The organism is Campylobacter sp. BCW_4341, assembly GCF_001764255.1.
Lineage (GTDB): Bacteria > Campylobacterota > Campylobacteria > Campylobacterales > Campylobacteraceae > Campylobacter_D > Campylobacter_D jejuni.
Window position 1 is genome coordinate 95635 of record NZ_MKAH01000032.1, and the last position, 22883, is coordinate 118517.

Below are 22883 nucleotides of genomic sequence, written 5' to 3' on the forward strand. Positions count from 1 at the left end.
AACTTTTTCCTATCTATTAAGCCATAAAGCCCAAGGGGCTTTATTATTTATCCACATGCGTGTTAAGTCATTCTTATCTTTTAAAGTATCCATACATTTCCAAAAACCATAGTGCTTATAGCTATAAAGTTCGCTATCTTGAGCTAAATTTCTTAAAGGATCTTGCTCAAAAACAGTTTCATCTCCTTCTGTTATATAGTCAAATATCTTAGGTTCACACACAAAAAAACCTCCATTAATCCAACCTGTATTATTTAAATTAGTATCACCTTTAGGTTTTTCTGTAAAATTTTTTATACAATTTGTATCATTATCTATATCTAAAGCTCCAAATTTTCCTTCAGGCAAAACAGAAGTCATTGTAATAGCCTTACTATGACTTTTATGAAAATTTATCAACTCTTTAATATTCACATCGCTTACCCCATCGCCATAAGTAAGCATAAAAGTTTCATTACCCACATAAGGTTTTGCATATAAAATTCTACCTCCTGTCATAGAATCTTGTCCAGTATAAAGCATAGTAACTTTCCATGGTTCATGCCTAGTATTGTGAATTTGAACAGAATTATCTGACATATCTACTGTTATATCACTATATTGTGTATAGTAATTTATAAAATAATCTTTTATAATGTGACCCTTATAGCCTGTTAAAATAATAAAATCATTAAAGCCATAATAACTATAAATTTTCATTATATGCCATAAAATAGGTTTACCGCCTATTTCAACCATAGGTTTAGGCTTTAAACTTGTTTCTTCTGAGAGTCTTGTCCCTAAACCACCTGCTAAAATTAAAACTTTCATAACTTTTCCCCTTTATATTTTTCCAATAAAAAAACTTTATAAATTTGCTTAACTCGAAATATAAATAAGAATGGATTTTTTAAAAATACACTACCTAACCGATAAGCCAAATGATTTTTTATTTTAAAAATATCATCATAATCAACATAATCTTTTAGTTTTGGCTTGGGATTACATAAATTAAATTTTAACTTAATTTTATAAATTAATATATTTATCCTATGTAAAAATATAACTTTTAATACTCTATATGGAAGCGTACAAAAAGCTAATAAATTTTTCGTTTTAACTATCTCAAAACCTATCTTATAAGAAAGATATTCTTTAATCCTTAATGCAGCACCAAAAATAAAATGATTTTCTCCACTAATAATTTTACCAAAATAAGGGCTTTGTTTTGCATAATACCACCATAAATCATTACCAAAACGGCAAGAATCGTATAATAAAGGTTGAAAATATTTATAATATTGTAAAATTAAAAAATTATCTTTTGCTTGAACATATTCATTATAAAGAGATAAAGGCAAAACATTGATATCTAATTTATCATCAATAATTTTACTTTGAAAATTATAATATAAAGGAATATCACCTATGCGATCATTAAAAAAATAACTAATTAAAAAACCAAATATTCCAAGAAAACTGATCATTTCTCTATGCTTATTGAAAAAAACAGCATCTTCAGTTTTATATAATTTCTCTAATAATAAATTAAAAAAATCATTTCTTTCGCATTCTAAAATATTATAAACAATGAGCTCCGAATTAATGATTTTAAGATCTTGATTAATTTTTTTACCAATTTTAGAATTTGGCATAAAAGCTATAATACTATTATAAACATCTAACGAACAATTAATTGCTTTATTTTTATAAGATAATAATTCTAAAATATTATGCTTAATTAATAAATTATAACTTAAATAAATAACTTGATTATATTTTCTAAAAATTCTTGGAATAAAAATTTTATAATTATCAAAATTCAAACTATTTTTTGATTTGAAAAAACTATCGTTTTCCCTTATGCAACTAAAATTATCAAGCATAAAAAATCTCAAAGATATATATGACTTATCTTTAACAAGAGAAATTAATTTTTTTTCATCAGTTTTATCTATACATTCTATACATAAAATGCAAATATCATATACTGACTTCTCATCAGAATTTTCTATAAGAGATTGCAAAACAACACTTAGATAAGATATTATTAATTTATTATAAATCAAACAAATACCTATTGGATTTTCTCGTTGCACAGGCGTAATCGATTCTATTTCCAAATCCGTATTTTTAACAAAACTTATGGGCAATTCTTTATATCTTTTTTTTACATTATTGATTTGATATTGTATAAAAAAACTGGTTGCAATCTCTAAAGCCCAAGCTAATTCTCTTTGATAATGTAAACCTCTTAATTTTAAACTATTCTCAATATCATCACTCCATATTTCATTAAAAATAGTAAATATAAATTCCGCATATTCAAAAAAAAGATTTTTTTTCATAATAAACATATTAAAAGGATAAAAACCCTCTTTTTGATAAAATTTTTTTATAAAATTTTTATATTTATACAGTTTTGGATGTTTTAAAACAACTTCTTCAATTTTTAATAACATATCATCTCTACCAGCATATGTAAGATAACTTTCTAAAATATTTGAATATCGTTTATTCGAACATTTTGCAAAATTTAAAAATTCTGGAATAACTAAATCATATTCACTAAAATTAAAATGATCAGGTTTAATTAACTCTTCATATTCTCTATTAATAAAGCTATATGTAGGACAATAATTACTGAATTCTCTAGAAGCTAATTTTTTATTATTTGGATTAAAAATAAAATGTCTTCTATAATGCATAAACCCTATATAATCTGGATTCTCTAGTTGATTATAATTTTTCCACGCCCAATAAATTGCCGAAAATTCGCATAAATATCTTCTTAATTTAGAAAAATTTTCTCCAGTATTATCTCCAATCATATTTTTAGAGCTATAATAATATTCTTCATCTGTAAAAACAATATCATTTTCTTGAGATCTACACTGCATTTTTCCTATATGTATGGGTACAAAACTGCTATTTTGAATTATAGCTGCAATCTTATGATAAGTAATTAATATTTTAACATTCATTTATTTCTCTTTTTTATAGTTTTAATTTTAAATAAAAAACTTAATGGATTTTTTAAAAACAACTTACCCAGTCTATATGAAAAAAAAGATTTAATTCTCATGGCTTCTTCATAATCAGCATATTTTTCCAAAGGCAGTAGTTTTAAACTTGGATTATTTTGCATTAGTATTTTATATATAAAACTAGAAATTTTATGAATCATAATCACATAAATCAACTTAAAAGGAATTAATAAAATTTTTAAAACCGTAAAATTATCGATCAATACTCTACCTATTTTATAATTTAAATGATTTTTAACTCTATCGCAAGCACCATTCGTTAAACACTCTTTCATAAAAACATTATTTTCAATAGTTTTTTTTTCTAAAGCTTTAATCTTTTTTGACATAGCTTGAGCATAAGTTAGTAAAGACTTTTTTTCATACTCTCTCTTTTTTTTTGCAAAATGTTCTCCATAAATAGGTGTTTTTAAAGCCATATCCCACCAAGTATCATAAAATTCATAATAAACCAAATTGTAATCATCATCTATAAAACCATAAACATTTTCCCAAGGTTTTGGCATATAAAGATAAGTATAATGAAGTATTTTAATTTTCTTTACAGCCTTCTCAAATTCATTTAGTTTATAACTTATGGCTGCAGAATGAAAACTATCACTATAAAAAAGCTTATTTTTATGATATAATATTTTAAATCCAATCAAAAAATTCCATTGCAAGGGCAAAACTAAAATGTCTTCTTTAGAAATAAATGCATTAAGTATATATTCATCAGGAGCATATGGAATATAATATTTTACCGATAAATCTAAAATATACTTCTCAACATGTTCATTTCTCCATTTATTTAAATTAATCAACATCATGCCAGAATTAAAATGCATACCTTCTAATTTAAATTCTTTACTATCTACTTTTGATATAAGAGGGGGCCAAGAATTTTGCAAAACATTAACCACCCCTATCAACCTGTTTTCTAGTTTATATTTAAAAATATCTCTAATATCCGATAAAACCAACATATCAACATCTAAATATAAACATTTTAAAACATGCTTTGGAATAATACTAGCTATTTTTAGTCGAAAATAAGTACTATAATTTCCACCAAGTTGAACCATTTTATTTTTTTTAAAATATGAGTCATCTACTATATGTATTAAAATTTTAGTTGCAAAAAAACAATTTAACTCATTCTCAAGTTTTACAAAATTCACCCTAGAGATTTCGCTAATAGAATCTATAAATATATGAAAAGTATATGATTCATCTTGTGATAATTCATCTAACAATTCTATATTATTAATAAAAGCTTTATTAATTTGACTTTCTGTATTTTTTACAATACTAGTTATTAAAACAGCAACATAACTTAAATATTTTTCATCAGAATTAAAAACAATATGATACATTTATCTTTTCCTTTGTAAAATTTAAAACTCTCTCCACAGTCTTATCCATATCATAATATTTATAATCGCCAAGCCTACCTAAAAAATGCACATTTTTAAGTTTAGCAGCTTCATTTAAATATTTTTCATATAGCTTTTGATTTTCATCATTAGGTATAGGATAGTATCTTTCATTTTTCCCCTCTTCATACTCACAAGGAAATTCATAAGAAAGTATGGTTTTGTTAGATTTTTCATCAAGATAATATTTATACTCAACACTTCTTGTAAAATCATAATTTTCAGGATAGTTTATCTGAGGACCTGATTGCATATACTCTTTATCAAAAGTTTCAAATACTATATTTAAACTTCTATAAGGTAATTTTCCAAATTTATAATCAAAAAATTCATCAATCGCTCCCGTATAAAATAATCTTTCATATTCTATATCTTTTTTTATGTCTTTAAAATCAGTATTTAATTGTACTTTTATCAAAGGATGATTGATGATATTTTCAATCATTTTTGTATAACCATCTTTTGGTATAGCTTGATAAGTATCTATAAAATACCTATCATCACGACTTATATATACAGGAACTCTTGCACTAACTGAAAAATCAAGTTCTTCGGGTTTTACACCCCATTGTTTTACTGTATAACCTAAAAAAACTTTTTTATAAATATACTCGGCTAAAAATTCTAAATCTTTATCGTTTGCATTTTTTAATTCTAAAATAGGAATTTTAGAATTAAAAGCAAATTTACTTACTAATTTTTGCTCAAGTTCTTTGGCTAAATATTCTGGAAAAACTTTATGTAAAGTATCAAGATTAAATGGGATATTTACCTCTTTGCCATCTATAAAAGCTTTTACTCTATACATAAAATAATGCCATTTTGTAAAACGACTTAAGTAATCCCAAACTTCTTTTATACTAGTGTGAAAAACATGGGGTCCATATTTATGCACTGTTACATTGCTCTCTCGATCTTTATAATCATAAATATTTCCACCAATATGCTCTCTTTTATCTATGATTAAAACCTCTTGTCCTTTACTAGCTAAACGCTCAGCTAAAATCGCCCCGCTAAGCCCACAACCTACGATTAAATTTTCTACCTTTTTCATCTTAATACTTTCTATTGTTTTCCCAAATCCAAGCGCTTTTAATTATATCTTTAATATCAGTATATTTTGCCTCCCAAGATATGATTTCTTTTGCTTTTTTATTATCTGCGTATAATCTTGCAGGATCCCCTTCTCTTCTTGGTGCGTAATTTATAGGGCACTTTTTGCCACTTACAATTTCAGCTGCGCTAATGATTTCTTTTACACTTGTACCTATTCCTGTGCCAAGATTTATACAACCGCTAAATTTATGTAAATTTTCTAAGGCTAAGCGATGAGCTAATGCTAAATCTTCTACATGAATATAATCTCTTATACAAGTTCCATCTTCGGTATCATAATCATTTCCAAAAATATTTATAGCAGGAATTTCTCCTTTTATAGCCTTTAAAACTAAAGGAATTAAATGAGTTTCAGGTTCATGACTTTCTCCGATAAGTCCATCATTGCTTGCACCTGCAGCATTAAAATATCTTAAAGAAATATGCCTTAAACCATAAGCTTTTTCATAGTCAGCAAAAACTTGTTCTATCATAAGCTTAGTTCTTCCGTAAGCATTAATAGGATTTTGAGGGTGTTTTTCATCAATTGGAGTATATTGCGGCTCTCCGTAAGTTGCACAAGTACTTGAAAATACTATATCCTTAACATTATTTTCAAGCATTGCATTTAAAAGATTTATAGTTCCTACTACATTATTTTGATAATATTTTGCAGGATTTATAACACTTTCTCCTACATAAGCAAAAGCTGCAAAATGCACCACTGCGTCTATTTTTTCTTGCTTGAAAACATTGGTTAAAGAAAAGGTATCTAGTAAATCTGCATGAATAAATTTAGCTCTTTTGTCTATAGCTTGTTTGTGTCCATAAATAAGATTATCCATGACAATACAATTATAATTATTATCTAGTAAATGTTTTAAGGTATGTGAGCCTATATATCCTGCACCACCTACAACTAAAATATTCTTCATCTACCTACACCTTGATACTCAAAACCTAACTTTATAGCTTCATTTTTATCAAGTAAATTTCTTAAATCAATAATTTTTTTATGATTTAACAAATCATAAGCTTTTTTCAAATCAAGACTTGAAAATTCTTTCCATTCTGTTAGTATAGCAATCACATCAGCATCTTTTATGGCTTCATACATGGAATTAGCATAATCAATCTTATCCTCTAAAATTTGTTTAGCTAAATCCATAGCTTTTGGATCATAAGCGCAAATTTGAACTTTTTGTTCCAAAAGCTTAAAAACAATATCTACAGCGGGACTTTCTCTACAATCATCAGTGCCATCTTTAAAAGCAAGGCCAAGTACGGCTATTTTTGGATTTTTGATATCTTTAATGCTATTTAAAATTCTTTCACTCATGTGATTTTTACGCTCTTCATTGCCTTTAATAGCTGCATTTATTAAAGTTAAATCGATATCATTTTGCTTACCCATAAAAGCCATAGCTAAAGTATCTTTTGGAAAACATGAACCTCCATATCCAGGCCCAGGATTTAAAAAGCGTTTTCCTATCCTAGTATCAAGTCCCATACCTTTAGCCACTTCTAAAATATCAGCTCCAGCTTTTTCACAAAAATTTGCCATTTCATTAATATAATGAATTTTAATAGCCAAAAATGCATTTGAGGCGTATTTAATAGTTTCTGAAGAACGGCGACTTACAAAAAGCAACTCACTTTTTCCTTTAAAAGGCTCATAAAGTTTTTCTATCACTGCTTTTGCTCTTTGTGAATTTGTTCCTACTATAATTCTGTCTGGATTGAAAAAATCATATACTGCAAAACCTTCTCTTAAAAATTCAGGTAAAGAAAGAACATCAAATTCTGCATTTGGATTTTTTTTGCTAATTAAACTTTCTATATCATCGCCTGTGCCAACAGGAACAGTGGATTTTGTAGCAATTACCGTATATCCTGTTAAATAATCTGCTAATTCAGTTGCAGCTGCATGAATATACTTCATATCTGCTTCTTTTGTAACTGGGTGCGGTGGAGTTCCTACTGCTATAATCACCAAATCTGCATCTTTAATACCTTCTTTCATAGAAGTTGTAAATTTTAAACGACCTTCTTTTACATTTTTATGAAAAAGTTCTTCAAGATTATCCTCATAAATTGTTAAAATTCCATCATTTAAAGCATCAATTTTTGATTTTTCTCTATCTATACAAATAACATCATTTCCAAGTTCTGCTAGACCAACACCTGTTGGAAGTCCAACATAACCTGTTCCTATGATTCCTATTTTCATATATTTTATCCTTTAAATTCTGTAATTTTTTCTTTAAAATACTTTATAGTTTTTTCTAAACCTTCATCTAAATTTATCTTTGGTTCCCAATTAAATTTAGCTTTAGCTAAAGAAATATCAGGTCTTCTTTGAGTTGGATCATCTAATGGCAAATCTGTATAAATAATCTTTGATTTAGAACCTGTTTTTTCTATAATTTTTTGTGCTAGTTCTTTTATAGTAAATTCACTAGGATTACCAGTATTTATAGGCCCTTGAAAATCTTTTGAAGAATTCATCACTTTAATAATAATATCAATCAAATCATCAACATAACAAAAAGAACGCGTTTGCGAACCATCTCCATAAATTGTGATATCTTTTCCGCTTAAAGCTTGACATATAAAATTACTTACAACCCTGCCATCATTTGGATCCATATTTTCTCCATAGGTATTAAAAATTCTTATTATTTTAATATCAACGCCTTCATGTCTATGATAATCAAAAAATAAGCTTTCAGCACATCTTTTCCCTTCATCATAACAAGCGCGAATTCCTATAGGATTTACATTGCCTCTATATTCTTCATTTTGTGGATGAATAAGTGGATCTCCATAAACTTCTGAAGTTGAAGCTTGTAAAATCGTTGCATTATGCTCTTTTGCAAGCTCAAGCATATTTATAGCACCATATACACTTGTTTTTGTTGTTTTTATAGCATGTTTTCCTTGATAAGCAGGCGGAGAAGCGGGACAAGCAAAATTATAAATTTGATCAAGTTTTTGTGTGATTTTTAATGGCTCGCAAATATCATGCTCTATAAAAGTAAAATTTTCATTTTCTAAAAGTTCTTTGATGTTTTCCATTCTACCTGTGTAGTTATTATCTACACAAATAATTTTATTGCCTTCACTAAGCAATCTTTTACATAAATTAGAACCTAGAAATCCCGTTCCCCCAGTGATTAAAATAACCTTCATTATAAATACTTTCTTAATTTCAATAAAAGTTATTATTATAATTCAAACTAGCTTATATTAAAATAATTTTTAAAAATCGCCCTAAACGATAAGAATAATGTTTTTTGATTTTTCTACTTTCTAGATCTTCACTAGAAGAAGAAAAAACAATAAAAGGGTAATTTTTGATTGTTTCTTGAAACAACTCTTGTTCTTTTTGAATATTTAATATCATTTTTTTAGCATTTAAGACAATTTTTATTAAACCTCTTAAACTTCTATAGTTAGATAAAACAAATTGCCCTAAACGATAAGACAATTGATATTTAAGACATTCTGCTCCACTTAAATGAAATTTTTCAAAATAATCTTTTAATTCTTGCAGTTTATTTTTAAGTAACAACGGATCTTTATCTATAAAAAAAATAATCAAAGTTCTATCAAGCAAAGTAGGCAAAAAGGTTTGTTCAACGAGGATTGATATTTCATTATTTGAATTGTATTTTAAAACTTTTATCAATTCCAAACAAGTAAAAATCCAATTCATAGACATTTGATACCTTTTTAATTCATAGGTATTTTTATCAAATTCTATGTATAAAGTATACAAATAAGAGTTAGTATTTATGCTATATTGTTTTTGATTGCTTACACTGCTTTCTCTAAAACGATATATATACTTTTTCTCAGGATATATATATATATTATCAGTCATAGAAAAAAGTGCTATACCAAAATGATGATCTTCATGGATGATCTGATTGATAAATTTAATATTAATTTTTTGCAAAAAAGTAAAGTCAATCATTCCTTGCCAAGCATACCAAAATAAATAATTACCTATTTCCCTAGTCCTTTTTAACCATTGCAAAGGAGTAATGATTTGTTCTTTTGTGTAATTATAAATTTCCATTTGAGTTGCTTTATTTTTATTTAAAAACTTATAATCAAACCAAAGAACATCAACCCCATTTATTCTTTTTACACACTCTTCTATACAATCAAGTTCCCAATAATCATCAGAATCTAAAAAGATAATATAATCTATACTAGGATAAATAAAATCAGCTAAATCTTTAGTAGTATGAAAAGCTTTATAACTTTTATACACTGTATAAATTTCATAGGGATTATTACCTTCTATATTAAATTCGATTAAAGAATTTTTTTCTAAAATTTGAGTTTTATTTTTAAGTATATATTCTCCACTAAAATACTCTATGCCGACATTTTTAGCAGAACTATGACCACCATTTTTTTTATCAAAAAGTATAAATCTTTCATCTTTTAAAGTGTATTCTTTAGCTATATTAAATGAGTTTTCATCTGTGCTACCATCATTTACAAGTATAACTTGTAAATTTTTATAAGTTTGATTAATAACACTATCTAAACATTCTTTTAAGTACTTTTCTACATTATAGATTGGGATAACTACACCTACTGTTTTATTCATCTTTTACCTAAAATATTTTCTTTTTATTCTAAAAATCTTTTTTTTTATACTATAAAAAACACTATTATATTTTTTATAGTATTTGCTAGGATCTTGAATAATGCAAGAAATTTCAGATATTTCACTAGCTTTAAACACTGTTTTATCTAACTTATCATAAATAAGTGAAAAATCTTGCGAAAATTTATATAAAAATTCTAACTTATACTTATCATCAATACGCCTTAAATTCCATAAATACATTTTAAATTTAAAATAATAAAAAACATCTTGCAATCTACTTTTAAGCTCTAAATTTTTATCAAGAAACTTATCTAAAAACTCAAACTCATCACAAACGCAATATATTTTATCTTTACTCTTAACTGAAGCATGTTCATTATCTTGTCTATAAAAATAAAACCCTTCTTTATAGAAATAAATACTTGAAGCCAAACTTAAAATTTGAAACCATAATCCTATATCTTGATAAGAAGCTCCTTGTGTTTCATTTGCTCTTATATCATATTTTTTTATAAAATCCATTTTATAAAGACTAGATTGATTCATATTCCAAGAATTTATAATAATACTTGGATTTAAATACGAATTAGTTTTTTTATTATACAAAGTTTGATCATAACATATAGAGAGGTTTTTAAAAACTCTTTGGCTTCTTTTATCTTTAAAGCCAATAAAATCAGATTTAACTACTTGGCAATCTTGATTGCGGGCTAATCTATAAAGTTTTTCACACATATCTATTTTTATATAATCATCACTTTCAACTATTGTAAAATATTCTCCTTTAGCTTCTTTTAATCCTAGATTAATTTGATAACCCAGACTCTTTTTTTTTGAAAAAATAATTTTAATTCTACTATCTTGCTTTTCATATGATTTTAATATATCTATAGTTCCATCAATTGAATACGCATCTATACATAAAATTTCAATCTCTTTTAAACTTTGAAAAATCACACTGTCTAAACATTCTTTAATATATTTAGCCGAATTATAAGAAGGGATAATAACAGAAATTTTAGGTTTAACTAAACATTTATACATTTGCATTCTTTTTAGCTCTCAAATCCTCAAAAAACCCCTTAGGATTAAAAAACAATTTTCTTGCCAAACGATAAAATTTAGCATGTGAAATCATAGCACCAAGATACTCTAAACCTAAAATTTTCATCAAAAATGAAAAAGGTCTTATACTCTTAAGCTCATACAAATAAGGTTTATAAATAAAAGATCCTAAAGGATAAAAGCTTTTATCATGTTTTTGTGCCATCAGCATTTTTTCTTTATCAATGATGATTTGATAAAAAATCCCATCATGCTCAAAACTATAAACTTCGTTAATCAAATAATAAAGCATTTCATACAAATCACACTTATCATCATTATTTTGGCTTAAAAAATCCAAGATAACTTTTTTTTCATCCTTCTTTAAAGTTAAGAAATATTCTTTCACTTGATAAAGTTTTTGCTCGCTTAAAATTAAATCTTGTTTATAATCTAAATCTAAATTTTTTGCAAAAAACCAAGAATGAGGTAAAATTCCTTTTTGAAAATAAAAAATATCACAATAATCCATACCATCAAATTGTAGTTTTATACTTGCATCCAAAAATATTTTAGTGATTTTTTCTTGTTGTAAAAAATCCAACAAAGGTTCATATTTTAACTCTTTAGCTATAAAAAAATCACTTATATTTTTATAGATAATTTCTCCCACATAAACACTAATATCCTTAAAATCATAATTTTGATCTTTAAAAAGCATTAAAACTTTTTCACCTTTGGCTTTAAAAACTTGCAAAGGCTTTAAATCGTGTTTTTTGATGTTTTTTAAATGCTTATAAAAAAGCTGATGATTCTTATCTTTATTCTGCATATAAGCATTTTGATTGGGTTCTATATGATAAAAATGGTACATATAAATTCCATAAAAACAAGCCTCATAACCAAGCAATGAAAACCAAGATCTAAAACCTTTAAAGTTAAAAAAATTCCAATTTCTAGCATCATAACTTAAATTAGCAGGCATTTTTTCAAAACTCACACAAGTTTTTAAAATTCTAGCAAAAAGATCAAAATCTTCATAACCATGCCCGATAAAATTTTCATCATTTCCACCCAATCTTAAAAACTGATGTTTATTTATCACAATACTTGAAGTAGAACTTGGGGCAAAAAATTTTACCCAAGTATTTTTTGCTGTAAATAAATCCTCTTGTATCAAAATATCCCAAAATTTATCATCGTATTGCTTTAATTTTTCATTAGCATCTTTATTAAGATACACTACGGGTAAAACTACCAAAGCATTGATATTTTGAGAAATATTTTTAATTTGAACTAGTTTTAAAATTTTTTCAAAATTATCTAAAGAAATATAACAATCCACATCCAAAAATAAAAGAACATTTGAATGCGCATAACTTGCTCCTAAATTCCTACATCTTCCTTGAGAAAAAGCTTTTTGATTCATATCTTTAAGATAAATATGATGGTTTGCTTGGATAAAATTTTTAAGCTCATGATCTTTAGATGAATATCCTTCAACAAAAATAAATTCTATATTCTCATCGCTTTGAAAAGATTTAGCCTTTTTAACAACCCTTTCTTCTATATAAGGACGCTCTTTACTTAAACCAAAAGGAATAATGACCGATAATAAAGGCATAATTTACACATTTCCTATGGCATAAAGCTGGATAATACCTACAACCTTATTTTCCTTAGATACAACAATTTCTTTGATTTTATGTTTTAGCATGATTTCCTCTGCTTCACTTGCCATAGCATCAGCATCGACTACTTTAGGATTTGTACTCATGATTTCTTTGGCCCTAAAATCAAATCTTGGTTTATCGCTTGCTTTTAAAGCACGACGCAAATCCCCATCAGTGATGATTCCAACCAATTTTTCATTTTCAAGCACTACGCAAAGCCCCAGCTTTCCGCTAGTCATCACATCAACAAGATCGTTAAATTCAGTATCAGGATGCACTATAGGAAGGTTACTTGAAACCATAAGATCTTTTACCTTGGTTAAAAGCTTACGCCCCAAACTCCCCCCTGGATGAAAAAGAGCAAAATCATCAGGCTTGAAATTTCTTGCTTTCATCAAAGCAGCCGCTAAAGCATCCCCCATAACCAAAGTTGCCGTTGTCGAAGACATAGGAGCAAGCTGTAAAGGACAAGCTTCCTTTTCCACAGCTATATTTAAAAATATATCACCTTGCTTTACAAGGGTGGAATTTTTTTTACCGCACATTACTATAAGTGGAATTTTACGCTTTTTTATAGCTGGAATGATTTTTAAAATTTCTTCAGTTTCTCCTGAATTTGAAATAGTAATTAAAACATCTTCGGAAGTTAACATTCCAAGATCTCCATGCAAAGCCTCTCCTGGATGAATGAAAAAGCTTGGCGTTCCTGTACTTGCTAGAGTAGCTGCTATCTTAGCGCCTATATGGCCTGATTTACCCATACCACTGACTATGCAACGCCCTTTGGTATTTAGCATTAAATTTATAGCTTGATTGAAATTTTCATCTAAATTTTTAGCCAAATCCAAAATAGCTTGCGCTTCTTTTTCAAAAACTTCTTTGGCTATTTCAAGAGTATTCATTTTTAAACCTTAAAGATTAAGCACAACATTGGTTGCGATAGCAATTTGATAAAGAATTTGAGTTAACATTGAAAAAATTTGCAAATTCTCACTATCCACTTTTGGCAATACCAACACAGAATCGCCTGGTTTCATGTCTATACCACTATGATATTTTTCAGCTTTTCCATTGCTTCGTATTACCAAAACTTTTGAAGTATCCGCTCTTTCTCCATAACCTCCTGCAAGATTGATATAATATCTTAAATCTTTTCCTTTATCATATACAAAAGCCCCAGGTAAAGAAACCTCGCCTTGAACTATGATGAGATTATTCTTACTTGGTACATTAATAGTATCACCATTTTCTAAAATAACTGAATTATAAGACTTTGGATTATCGATGACAATTTGGCCTTTTGGTTGCACTTGCTTAGCTCTTTGGATAAATTCTAAAATCGTTTTTGCTTGTTGAGCTCTTATAGCTGCGCCTTGAGCTGTAACAGAACTGCTAGTTAAAGCTAGAGTTTCAAGCTCTTTAAGTTGAGCATTGATAAGTTCTTTTTGAGTTCTAGCTACACTTTTTCTAAATACTTGCAAAGCTTGCATGTTTGATTGTGGATTAGCCTTGATTAGTTTAGAAATATCTTCTAAAGTCGTTCCTTTACCTACAACTAAAGTTTTTAAACCATTATGCTCGCCATTTACACTTATAGTTATATTTTCAGAAACATACTCAGGGTGAAATTCTACCTCATCTCCTGTTCTAAGTAAAACTTTTGAAAATTGCATTTTATTATAAGCACTGACATCAAGTTTATGATCTTCACCATAACTTTTTACGATAGCATTAGTTACGATAGGTTTAGCACCTGATACTCTAGCTAAGTCAGCTAAAGTTTTAATATCATTTGAAAGTTCAAAACGAAAAGGTCTTTGCACATCACCGTTAACAAAAGCGTAATTTTGAACATTTCCTACTAAGATAACATCTCCGCTTCTAAAAGGAAAAAGATCCATTTGCCCCTTTAGTAAAAAATCATATAAATCGATATTTTTTATCACGCTGTTATTGCGCAAAATTTGAATATCTCTAAAACTTCCATATTCTAAATTTATACCTCCTGCTTTATCAAGATACTGGATCACTGAATCCGAACTAAGTCCTTGGTAAAGTCCTGGAGCATTAACGCTTCCTGTTACAAAAACACTGACATTTTGATAAGCATTCATATCTGCATAAACAAAAACATTGCTTTTATAGATTTTATTAACACGCGCTTTTATAACACTTACAAGGGCGCTATTTTTCACACCTAGTAAATTTACAGCTCCTACTTTAGGGATAAAAATATTTCCTTGAGAATCCACCACTAAAACTTGCGAAAACTCAACAGCTCCCCAAATTTTAAGACTGATTTGATCACCAACTGCGATCTTATAATCTGGGTTATAAACTCTTTGATTGTAATTTTTAAAATTTCCATTAAAAAGATGAGCACCAAATACTAAAATTTGATGAATTTTTGTAAGATTATTTTCTTTATTTGCTATATCATAATTTGAGCTTAAATTTTGATCTATGCTAGTTGTAGTAGAACCTTGACTCTCTGCTGAAATGATTTGTGAAACATCTACAGCTCCAAAACATAAAATACAACTAAAAAATAAAATTAATATTTTTTTCATTTTAATACTTATGCTCCTCTATTATCATTTTAATAAATTTAACAATCCCAAAAATCAAAGATAATACAATAAATGCTGTTAAAATATCATAAATTCTTTCAGGATATTTTGCGCTTTCTGGAATATCTGGACTTTGGATGATGACAAGTTGTTTTATTTTTCTTAATGCTTCTATTCTAGCACTTTCATAAGCTTTTAAAGCTGCTTCATAAGCTTTTTGCGCAAAAGTAGCTTCTATAGTTAAATCCTGAAATTTAGCAGCCAAATCATTAAGCTTTTGAGAAGAATTGTTAGCTGAAATTTTAGATTTTTCCCTTAAAAGCTGTTTTTTAATCGCTTCAATTTCTGCTTTAAGTGCTACCACTTCAGGTGCTGCATCATTCATATAACTTTGCAAAGTTAAAAGTTTAGCTTCTTTTTGAGCTAGATTAGCCTCAATTTGTGCAACCAAACTTGCTTTAGTTTCAGCTTGCTTTAAAGGATCAAAAACTCCGTATTTATTTTGAAAAGCAATTAAATCATTTTGTGCTTTTTGATATCGTTCTTTGTATTTTTGTACTTCATTTTCAGCAAAAGCCATTTGTTCTCTGGCTGCTTTATGAGAGATTTCGTTGATAAACTTTTCGCTTTCTTGCATAATAGTTTGAGCAATCAAATGAGCTGATTTAGGTGTAAAACCCTCTACTTCAACTTTTAAAAGTTTAGTGGTTTCATCCGTATGAACCTTAACTCTTGCTTGGTAGTATTTAAGATAAGATTCTATCGAGCTTGAATCCCAAATTTTAAAAGGTAAATCTATATGTTGTTCTTGATAAAGATTTTTAAGTTTGATTTTTTCATCCAAAATCTTTAACATATCGCTTGATTCTATATAACCTTTTAGATAATTTAAATCTTCACTTGCTGTAGAAGTACTACTAAGCAAAGACAAGATTCCACTTGTTTGAACACTTTCTCCACTTGTTGATCTAACATCTAAAATCATCGTGCTTACATATCTTGGTGCTGCAATCAATGTATAATAAATCACAACAAAAATCATTATAAACCAAACAATTTTAAAAGAATCAAATATGCTTAAATCTTTGATTTTTTCTAATAAAGTTTTATTTTCTTCCATTAAGCTTTTCCTTGATATACAGCTATTCCTTCGTCTATATCATCATAAACCGTAATTTGTCCATTTTTCATATAAATTATTTTATCACACCATTCTTTAATTTCAGCTACATTATGAGATACCATAATCACTTTTGATTTGCTTAATCTTTCTTTATATAATTTCACGCTTTTTTCCCTAAAAGCAGGATCTCCAACAGCTCCTGCTTCATCAATTAAATAATAATCAAAATCAAAAGCCATACTAAGTCCAAAAGCTATCCTAGCACTCATTCCCGAAGAATAAGTCTTCATAGGCTCATCAAAAAATTTCCCAAGCTCTGCAAAATCTTCTACGAATTTTACTTTTTCTTGAAGTTCTTTACCCTTATATCCATACACTCTAGCTACAAATTTAGCATTATCTCTAGCAGTTAAAGAACCTTGAAAAGCTCCGTTTAAACCCAAAGGCCAGGATAATTTTTTATTAGTAATTATCTTACCACTATCAGGAAGCTCTGCCCCGCTTAAAAGTCTCATGAGAGTGGACTTACCTGCTCCATTGCCCCCCATCAATCCTATACTACAATTTTCAGGAAATTCAAAAGTAAAATTTTTAAAAACATAATGTCTTCCACCGCTAAATAAAGGATAGGATTTTGTTAGATTGATTAACTTTATCATTCTTTTTTTGCCGCCGTTAAAGCTTGTCTGTTATAGTAATAGACAAAAAGTCCTATAAATAAAACAAGTAAAATCCAAAATATAGCATAAAAATAACTATATTCATCTTGCAAAGGATAATTCTCAAAAAAATTAAATCTTAAAAGTTCAAAAATATGAAGCAAAGGATTGTAATAAAATATATCAAGTAAAGGTCTTGGCATAAACCAAGTAGGAAATATAATCCCAGAACTCCAATAAAACACTATACTAAAATAAGCTAATAAAGTTCTTAAAGGCTCTACAAAATGCCAAACAATAGCAAAACAAATCCCCAAAGCAAAAGCTGAGCACATAAGCAAAAAAATGCAAAATAGAACCCCAAGCAAATGAACAGGGAATACATTAAACCTAAAAAACCACCCTGCAAAAAAAAGCACAGTGATAAAAATCACAAAATAAATACAAAACTCAAGCAAAGTTCTAGCAATAAATACATGTATAGGCTTTACAGGTTTATAAGCAAAAAGAGCCAAATTTGCTTGGGTACCATTCATAATTTGGGTTACTATACTTCTAAACATAAAAAAAGGCATAATACCTGAAACTACAAACATAAAAATAGAAATTCCCTCAGGCATAACTTGATGATTATATTCTCTTATGATAGTGACAATTACTGTGATGGCAAGTATTATTGACATTGGTTCTCCAACTACCCAAAGATAACCCAAATGCCTATTAGCACCAAATCTAGTTTTTAATTCTCTAAAAAATAAAGCGTGAATTACATTGAACATTTATTTTCTATACCTAACAATTTACATAAACTATAATCATAACTCATTTTTTTAAACAAAATCATAAAAATTTATTTTTTACAAAATTCAAGCTTTTTACTAAGTCCTAAAGCATTGTTAGTAAATTTAAGCCAAAAAAGCTCTAAGGTATAAATTTTTGCACTTTTATCAAGCTTAGCAAAGGGGAATTTAGAAAAATAAATTTTCATTTGCTCCTTGCTTGCCATTTTAAACTCGGCCTTAGCTTGCACACCTTTTAAAAAGGCTATTTTACTTTCTTTGGCTATATTAAGTGCTATACTTGAATTTTCACTAGCTAATCTTATATGCTTAGTATCTTCATGAGAAGCGATAATAAAAGCTAAATTTTTCTCATCAAAAACATAAAAAGCACTAGCTGTATAAACACCTTTTTCATCAATCATAGCCCAAGATAAAAGCTGCTCATTTTTTATAAATTCTAAAATTCTTTCATCCATATTGTAAAAATTATACTAAAATATTTTTAAAAATAACCGATTTTTAATTTAAACTATAAATATAAGGGGAAGAAATGCAAATTGATGCTAGCAAAAACCAAAGTTTTTCGATGGATTATACAACAAAAAGTGGCAAACATTTAGCCTTATCTATGTATGACAATCAAAGCGTAAATTATGCAAATAATGAAGAAGGTAAAATTCTTAATCTTAAACGTCAGTATGGCTTTAGCTTTACTTTTGAAGGCTCTAAACTCACACAAAATGATCTTGATGAGATTAAAAATGCTATGAAAGAAGTTGAACCTATGATCAAAGACTTTTTAGCAAATTCTAAAGTCGGAGAATTAAAACCAAAAGAAATTATAGAATCAGCTATGCAAATGGCAAATGTTCTACCAACACCAAATGATGAAAACCATCAAAATGCTATTATGAATAATTTTACAAATAAACTCAGTGATTTACTAAAACAAAATCAAACAGATGATAAAGATATCAATGCTTCTATGCTTGAAGATAGCAAAAAACTTCTTGATGAAGTTTTAGAACAAATGAAAAAACAACTTGAAAAACAACAAGAAAAAACCAAGGAAAATCAAGATAAGACAGATGATAGTTTAAATCTTTACGCTTAAATCATATAATATTAAAAATTATCAAGGAGTTTTAAATGACAAATATCGAAATTTTAGAAAATATGCTCAAACTCCAACAAAAACTCAATGATGAAACCAATGGCTTAAATTGGGAAAATGGCTACACCAAAGAAGGAAAACTGATCAGTTGGAGACGCTGTATTTATATGGAATGTGCAGAACTTATAGACTCTTTTGCATGGAAACATTGGAAAAACATTTCAAGTCCGACAAATTGGGAAAATGTGCGTATAGAGATTGTCGATATTTGGCATTTTATCTTAAGTCTTTTACTTGAAGAATATCGCGATAAAAATGGAAATGATTTTAAAATTATAGCCAATGAAGTGATTTCAGTGAGTGTATTTCAGGATTTTTGCAAAGAAGAAGAGCATCCTAATGAGAGTGATATTTATGGTATTTTAAATGATATAGAGCTTATTATCCATAAATGCAGTGGCTTTGGATTTAATCTTGGAGAATTACTTTCAACCTATTTTACTCTAGCTATTAAATGTGGGCTAAATCTTGAAATTCTTTATAAAACCTACATAGGTAAAAATGTTTTAAATATCTTTAGACAAAACAATGGCTACAAAGATGGCAGCTATAAAAAAACTTGGAACGGCAAAGAAGACAATGAAGTTTTAGCTCAAATTTTAGAACAAGAGCTTGATTTTGATACTATTTATAAAAAACTAGAAGAATACTACAAAAAGGCATAATTTGGATATTTTAAAACTTGCGATCAAAGATTTTTTAAGTCTTAAATTTTTAAAATTTGCCTTAATTCCTTTGATTTTTAGCCTTGTACTTATGCTTTTTTTAGGAGCACTTGGCTTTTCAGCCTTGCTGGATTATTTTAATTCTTTATTTAGTGTTGGAGAAGATTCGTTTTGGGCGTGGTTTTATGCCCTTCATTTTGTACAAATTTTAATCACCATCATAAGTTTTTTATTTTCAGGTTTTATTATAGTTTTTGCTTCAGTTTTTTTAGCCCTTTTTATCACTTCTTTTCTTACCCCTTTTATCGTTAAAGAAATCAACCAAAAATATTACCATTATGATAATATAAACGAAGTTTCAACCCTAAAAACTATCTTTGAAATTTTTAAAATATTTATAAAATTTATAGGGATTTTTTTACTTTGTACCTTGACTTTATTCTTACCTTTTATCAATATTTTTGTATATTATCTTGCCTTTTATTATCTCTTTCACAAACTTTTAATGCTTGATATTACTAGCACGATTTTAGACAAAGAAAGTTTTAAAAATTTTCATTCTGATTTTTCACCTTTAGAGTTTAAATTTAGCACTCTTTGTTTTTATCTACTCTCATCAGTGCCACTTTTAGGACTTTTTTTGCAAGTGTTTTTTGTGATTTTTCTCACACATTTAGCCTATCAAAGAATTTTAAAATTAAAAGCTAAGGCTTGAAATATCGATTTTGTGATTATACAAATAAGCTCTTAAAAGTCTTGGAATTTTAGCTATTCTGCACTCTTCTTTGAAATTTTTGGGTAATTTTTGACAAGTTTCATACTCAAAAACAATAGCTTGTTCGTTTTTATACACAAGTGCTATTTTGCCACCTAAAACACAATCACCTTTTAAAAGCTCCTTTCTTTGCGCTGCACTTAAAAGCAAGCCTTTCATTTTTACCGCTCTAGCAATCAAACTTTCATTTTTAGAGCAAATAAGAAGCCCTTGAACTTCTTTGATATTTTCAAAATCATAAAGTTTTTTCCTATCTTTACTAAGATAAGAAAAGCTTCTTTTTAAACCCTGATGAAATTCACTCACAAAGGCATTAGAGAAATTTTTTCTTATATAATTTCTAAAATATTTTTCATTTTCATTACTCTCATCATGAAAATGAAAAATATCTTTTTCTTTTAAAAAAGATGAAATTTCATCTTTACTTATAAAGAGTAAAGGGCGTAAAAGTGTATAATTTGAGCGTTTTTCACACTCTTGCATACCTAAAATTTCAGCCAAACCTGCGCCTCGTGAAAGTTGCATCAAAAACCATTCAAACTGATCGTTTAAATGATGGGCTAAGATAAGATGATCATAATCTTGCTCAAGACAAATTTTTTCAAAAAAATCATAGCGAAAATCTCTGGCTTTTTTTTCAAAATTATTTTGAAATTTAGGAGCGTGTTTTATAAAAATTTTTTTATGAAATTTTAAAGCAAGTTCTTTAGCTTTTAACTCTTCTAAATCACTATTTTTTCTAGTTTTGTAATTTATCATCACAAGATCAAAGTCGATCTTTTCTCGCATTAAAAGATAAAAAAGCGCACTAGAATCACTTCCATAAGAAAAAGCGAGTAAATTTTTACCCCTTTTTAAAAGGGATAAAATTTCATCTTTAATTTGCATCTACTTTTCTTAAAGCCTTAGCAAGGAGCTTTTTATCAAGGTTTTGTAAAATTTCACATTCATAAATTTGCCCCATTTCTAAATTTCCACATTCGCTTTCATTGATAAGAATTTCCCCATCAATCTCTCTATCCCATCTTAGATCTTTAGCTGCGATGAAAAACTCTCCCTCGCTACTTTCCCCCGTGCAAACTACTAAACGCTTTTGCCCTACTTCTTTTTCAAAACTTTTTTCTATCACTTCATCAACAATTTTTTCTATGATTTTAAGCCTTTTATTGATCACTTTAAAAGGCACTTGCTCCATATCAAAAGCAGCTGTGTCTTCTTCCTTAGAATACGCAAAAACGCTCACTCTATCAAAACCAAAGTCTTTAACAAACTCACAAAGCTCTTCAAAATCCGCCTCACTCTCACCTGGATGTCCTACGATAAAGCCTGTGCGTAAAAAACTATTTGGCGCACTTTTCATTAAATTTAGCATTTCTTTAAGTCTTGTGCTATTTGCCCCACGCTTCATGATTTTAAGCATATTATCACTTATGTGCTGTAAAGGCATATCAAAATAATTTACAAAAATTTCAGAAGCTATAATGCGTTTGATCAAAGCTTCACTCGCACTCGTAGGATAAAGATATAAAATTCTAGCTGCTCTTATGCCTTTGATTTTTTCCACCTCATCGATTAAGCGTATAAGCCCATCTTTTTCACCCTTATCAAACAAATAAGAACTCGTATCTTGTGCAATAAAAGAAAAGTCCTTATAACCTCTAGCCACCAAATCTTTAAGCTCAGCTATAATGCTACTTATCTCACGAGATTTTAACTTGCCTTTAAAACTTGGGATGGCACAAAAAGAGCATTTTTGATTACAACCTTCGGCGATTTTTATAAAAGCATGGGAATTTGAACCTGTGATAATACGTTTGGAATTTTCACTCTGCAAATAAGTCGAATTTGAAAATAAATTTGTTTTTTTAAGTATCATTTCATCGACTCTTTCATAATCACCCACACCTGTGAAAAGATCAACCTCAGGAAGTTCTTTCATAAGTTCTTCGCGGTAACGCTGCATCAAACAACCCGTAACCACCAAAAGAGAATCTTTTTTTCTTTGTTCGTGCAAATCCAAAATCGCATTAATGCTTTCTTTTTTTGCACTATCGATAAAACCACAGGTATTTACGATCAAAACATCAGCATTGTTTGGTTCATCGCAAAGCTCATAAGCACTAAGGCGTCCTAGCATGATCTCACTATCGACTAAATTTTTATTACAACCTAAAGACATAAGATAAAGTTTTGACATTTTTTTCCTATATTAAAGTTTTCTTTTGATATAATTTTTGATTTTAAAAATATAA

General features: G+C 28.1%; 21 protein-coding genes. 3 read left to right on the forward strand and 18 right to left on the reverse strand.

Annotation, left to right across the window (positions count from 1 at the left end):
- Positions 1-9: 9 nt before the first annotated feature.
- The 16 genes from rfbF to AJN70_RS05110 all read right to left on the reverse strand — a co-directional run bounded on the left by rfbF (position 10) and on the right by AJN70_RS05110 (position 18493).
- Positions 10-810, reverse strand: coding sequence for a glucose-1-phosphate cytidylyltransferase (rfbF, locus tag AJN70_RS05035; RefSeq protein WP_070243160.1), 801 nt, complete (start codon positions 808-810; stop codon positions 10-12).
- Complete coding sequence (locus AJN70_RS05040) at positions 807-2963, reverse strand: DUF4422 domain-containing protein (RefSeq protein WP_070295557.1); 2157 nt, start codon at positions 2961-2963, stop codon at positions 807-809. The genes rfbF and AJN70_RS05040 overlap by 4 nt, the downstream gene beginning before the upstream one ends.
- Complete coding sequence (locus tag AJN70_RS05045; RefSeq protein WP_070295558.1) at positions 2960-4381, reverse strand: glycosyltransferase family 8 protein; 1422 nt, start codon at positions 4379-4381, stop codon at positions 2960-2962. The genes AJN70_RS05040 and AJN70_RS05045 overlap by 4 nt, the downstream gene beginning before the upstream one ends.
- Positions 4362-5495 carry a UDP-galactopyranose mutase gene (glf, locus tag AJN70_RS05050; RefSeq protein WP_070295559.1) on the reverse strand — a complete coding sequence of 378 codons (1134 nt, stop codon included), beginning with the start codon at positions 5493-5495 and terminating at the stop codon, positions 4362-4364. The genes AJN70_RS05045 and glf overlap by 20 nt, the downstream gene beginning before the upstream one ends.
- Before the next feature lies 1 nt (position 5496).
- Positions 5497-6471, reverse strand: a complete 975-nt coding sequence (galE, locus tag AJN70_RS05055; RefSeq protein WP_070295560.1) for a UDP-glucose 4-epimerase GalE — start codon at positions 6469-6471, stop codon at positions 5497-5499.
- Positions 6468-7766 (reverse strand): UDP-glucose dehydrogenase family protein, encoded by a 1299-nt coding sequence (locus AJN70_RS05060; protein WP_070295561.1) that lies wholly within the window; start codon positions 7764-7766, stop codon positions 6468-6470. Before AJN70_RS05060 ends, galE begins: the two co-directional genes overlap by 4 nt.
- Before the next feature lie 5 nt (positions 7767-7771).
- Positions 7772-8728: a UDP-glucuronic acid decarboxylase family protein gene (locus AJN70_RS05065; protein ID WP_070295562.1), complete on the reverse strand. Its 957-nt coding sequence runs from the start codon at positions 8726-8728 to the stop codon at positions 7772-7774.
- A gap of 52 nt (positions 8729-8780) precedes the next feature.
- Positions 8781-10163: a glycosyltransferase family 2 protein gene (locus AJN70_RS05070; RefSeq protein WP_070295563.1), complete on the reverse strand. Its 1383-nt coding sequence runs from the start codon at positions 10161-10163 to the stop codon at positions 8781-8783.
- A gap of 3 nt (positions 10164-10166) precedes the next feature.
- Positions 10167-11210, reverse strand: a complete 1044-nt coding sequence (locus AJN70_RS05075) for a glycosyltransferase family 2 protein (protein ID WP_052776619.1) — start codon at positions 11208-11210, stop codon at positions 10167-10169.
- A complete protein-coding gene (locus AJN70_RS05080) occupies positions 11203-12834 on the reverse strand; it encodes a glycosyltransferase (RefSeq protein ID WP_070295564.1) in 1632 nt (543 codons plus the stop codon). Before AJN70_RS05080 ends, AJN70_RS05075 begins: the two co-directional genes overlap by 8 nt.
- A gap of 3 nt (positions 12835-12837) precedes the next feature.
- Positions 12838-13785: an SIS domain-containing protein gene (locus AJN70_RS05085; protein ID WP_070243170.1), complete on the reverse strand. Its 948-nt coding sequence runs from the start codon at positions 13783-13785 to the stop codon at positions 12838-12840.
- A 9-nt stretch (positions 13786-13794) separates the two neighbouring features.
- Complete coding sequence (locus tag AJN70_RS05090; RefSeq protein ID WP_070243171.1) at positions 13795-15453, reverse strand: polysaccharide biosynthesis/export family protein; 1659 nt, start codon at positions 15451-15453, stop codon at positions 13795-13797.
- Position 15454: 1 nt separating this feature from the next.
- Entirely contained in the window at positions 15455-16573 is a 1119-nt protein-coding gene (locus AJN70_RS05095) for a capsule biosynthesis protein (RefSeq protein WP_070243172.1), read from the reverse strand.
- Entirely contained in the window at positions 16573-17235 is a 663-nt protein-coding gene (locus AJN70_RS05100; RefSeq protein ID WP_070243173.1) for an ABC transporter ATP-binding protein, read from the reverse strand. Before AJN70_RS05100 ends, AJN70_RS05095 begins: the two co-directional genes overlap by 1 nt.
- Positions 17232-18014, reverse strand: coding sequence for an ABC transporter permease (locus tag AJN70_RS05105; RefSeq protein ID WP_070243174.1), 783 nt, complete (start codon positions 18012-18014; stop codon positions 17232-17234). Before AJN70_RS05105 ends, AJN70_RS05100 begins: the two co-directional genes overlap by 4 nt.
- Positions 18015-18085: 71 nt before the next feature.
- Positions 18086-18493, reverse strand: a complete 408-nt coding sequence (locus AJN70_RS05110) for a hypothetical protein (RefSeq protein WP_002877416.1) — start codon at positions 18491-18493, stop codon at positions 18086-18088.
- A gap of 74 nt (positions 18494-18567) precedes the next feature.
- Between AJN70_RS05110 and ciaI the strand changes: the two genes are divergently transcribed.
- Genes ciaI through AJN70_RS05125 form a run of 3 tightly spaced genes read left to right on the forward strand, consistent with a single transcriptional unit; the run spans position 18568 to position 20571 of the window.
- Positions 18568-19131: an intracellular survival protein CiaI gene (gene ciaI, locus AJN70_RS05115; protein ID WP_070295565.1), complete on the forward strand. Its 564-nt coding sequence runs from the start codon at positions 18568-18570 to the stop codon at positions 19129-19131.
- 35 nt (positions 19132-19166) lie between these two features.
- Positions 19167-19856 carry a dUTPase gene (dut, locus tag AJN70_RS05120; RefSeq protein ID WP_070295566.1) on the forward strand — a complete coding sequence of 230 codons (690 nt, stop codon included), beginning with the start codon at positions 19167-19169 and terminating at the stop codon, positions 19854-19856.
- Position 19857: 1 nt separating this feature from the next.
- Positions 19858-20571, forward strand: a complete 714-nt coding sequence (locus AJN70_RS05125; RefSeq protein WP_070295567.1) for an EI24 domain-containing protein — start codon at positions 19858-19860, stop codon at positions 20569-20571.
- On the opposite strand, the gene tilS is transcribed toward AJN70_RS05125, so the two are convergent.
- Together tilS and rimO are read right to left on the reverse strand one after the other, a co-directional pair.
- Positions 20554-21519, reverse strand: a complete 966-nt coding sequence (gene tilS / locus AJN70_RS05130) for a tRNA lysidine(34) synthetase TilS (RefSeq protein ID WP_070295568.1) — start codon at positions 21517-21519, stop codon at positions 20554-20556. The genes AJN70_RS05125 and tilS overlap by 18 nt on opposite strands.
- On the reverse strand, positions 21509-22828 hold the full coding sequence (rimO, locus tag AJN70_RS05135; protein ID WP_070243179.1) for a 30S ribosomal protein S12 methylthiotransferase RimO: 1320 nt from the start codon (positions 22826-22828) through the stop codon (positions 21509-21511). Before rimO ends, tilS begins: the two co-directional genes overlap by 11 nt.
- Positions 22829-22883 lie beyond the last annotated feature (55 nt).

Excerpts from the sequence above, each read along its gene's own strand:
- rfbF (WP_070243160.1), bottom strand. The coding sequence starts at position 810 with ATGAAAGTTTTAATTTTAGCAGGTGGTTTAGGGACAAGACTCTCAGAA.
- AJN70_RS05040 (WP_070295557.1), bottom strand. The coding sequence starts at position 2,963 with ATGAATGTTAAAATATTAATTACTTATCATAAGATTGCAGCTATAATT.
- AJN70_RS05045 (WP_070295558.1), bottom strand. The coding sequence starts at position 4,381 with ATGTATCATATTGTTTTTAATTCTGATGAAAAATATTTAAGTTATGTT.
- glf (WP_070295559.1), bottom strand. The coding sequence starts at position 5,495 with ATGAAAAAGGTAGAAAATTTAATCGTAGGTTGTGGGCTTAGCGGGGCG.
- galE (WP_070295560.1), bottom strand. The coding sequence starts at position 6,471 with ATGAAGAATATTTTAGTTGTAGGTGGTGCAGGATATATAGGCTCACAT.
- AJN70_RS05060 (WP_070295561.1), bottom strand. The coding sequence starts at position 7,766 with ATGAAAATAGGAATCATAGGAACAGGTTATGTTGGACTTCCAACAGGT.
- AJN70_RS05065 (WP_070295562.1), bottom strand. The coding sequence starts at position 8,728 with ATGAAGGTTATTTTAATCACTGGGGGAACGGGATTTCTAGGTTCTAAT.
- AJN70_RS05070 (WP_070295563.1), bottom strand. The coding sequence starts at position 10,163 with ATGAATAAAACAGTAGGTGTAGTTATCCCAATCTATAATGTAGAAAAG.
- AJN70_RS05075 (WP_052776619.1), bottom strand. The coding sequence starts at position 11,210 with ATGTATAAATGTTTAGTTAAACCTAAAATTTCTGTTATTATCCCTTCT.
- AJN70_RS05080 (WP_070295564.1), bottom strand. The coding sequence starts at position 12,834 with ATGCCTTTATTATCGGTCATTATTCCTTTTGGTTTAAGTAAAGAGCGT.
- AJN70_RS05085 (WP_070243170.1), bottom strand. The coding sequence starts at position 13,785 with ATGAATACTCTTGAAATAGCCAAAGAAGTTTTTGAAAAAGAAGCGCAA.
- AJN70_RS05090 (WP_070243171.1), bottom strand. The coding sequence starts at position 15,453 with ATGAAAAAAATATTAATTTTATTTTTTAGTTGTATTTTATGTTTTGGA.
- AJN70_RS05095 (WP_070243172.1), bottom strand. The coding sequence starts at position 16,573 with ATGGAAGAAAATAAAACTTTATTAGAAAAAATCAAAGATTTAAGCATA.
- AJN70_RS05100 (WP_070243173.1), bottom strand. The coding sequence starts at position 17,235 with ATGATAAAGTTAATCAATCTAACAAAATCCTATCCTTTATTTAGCGGT.
- AJN70_RS05105 (WP_070243174.1), bottom strand. The coding sequence starts at position 18,014 with ATGTTCAATGTAATTCACGCTTTATTTTTTAGAGAATTAAAAACTAGA.
- AJN70_RS05110 (WP_002877416.1), bottom strand. The coding sequence starts at position 18,493 with ATGGATGAAAGAATTTTAGAATTTATAAAAAATGAGCAGCTTTTATCT.
- ciaI (WP_070295565.1), top strand. The coding sequence starts at position 18,568 with ATGCAAATTGATGCTAGCAAAAACCAAAGTTTTTCGATGGATTATACA.
- dut (WP_070295566.1), top strand. The coding sequence starts at position 19,167 with ATGACAAATATCGAAATTTTAGAAAATATGCTCAAACTCCAACAAAAA.
- tilS (WP_070295568.1), bottom strand. The coding sequence starts at position 21,519 with ATGCAAATTAAAGATGAAATTTTATCCCTTTTAAAAAGGGGTAAAAAT.
- rimO (WP_070243179.1), bottom strand. The coding sequence starts at position 22,828 with ATGTCAAAACTTTATCTTATGTCTTTAGGTTGTAATAAAAATTTAGTC.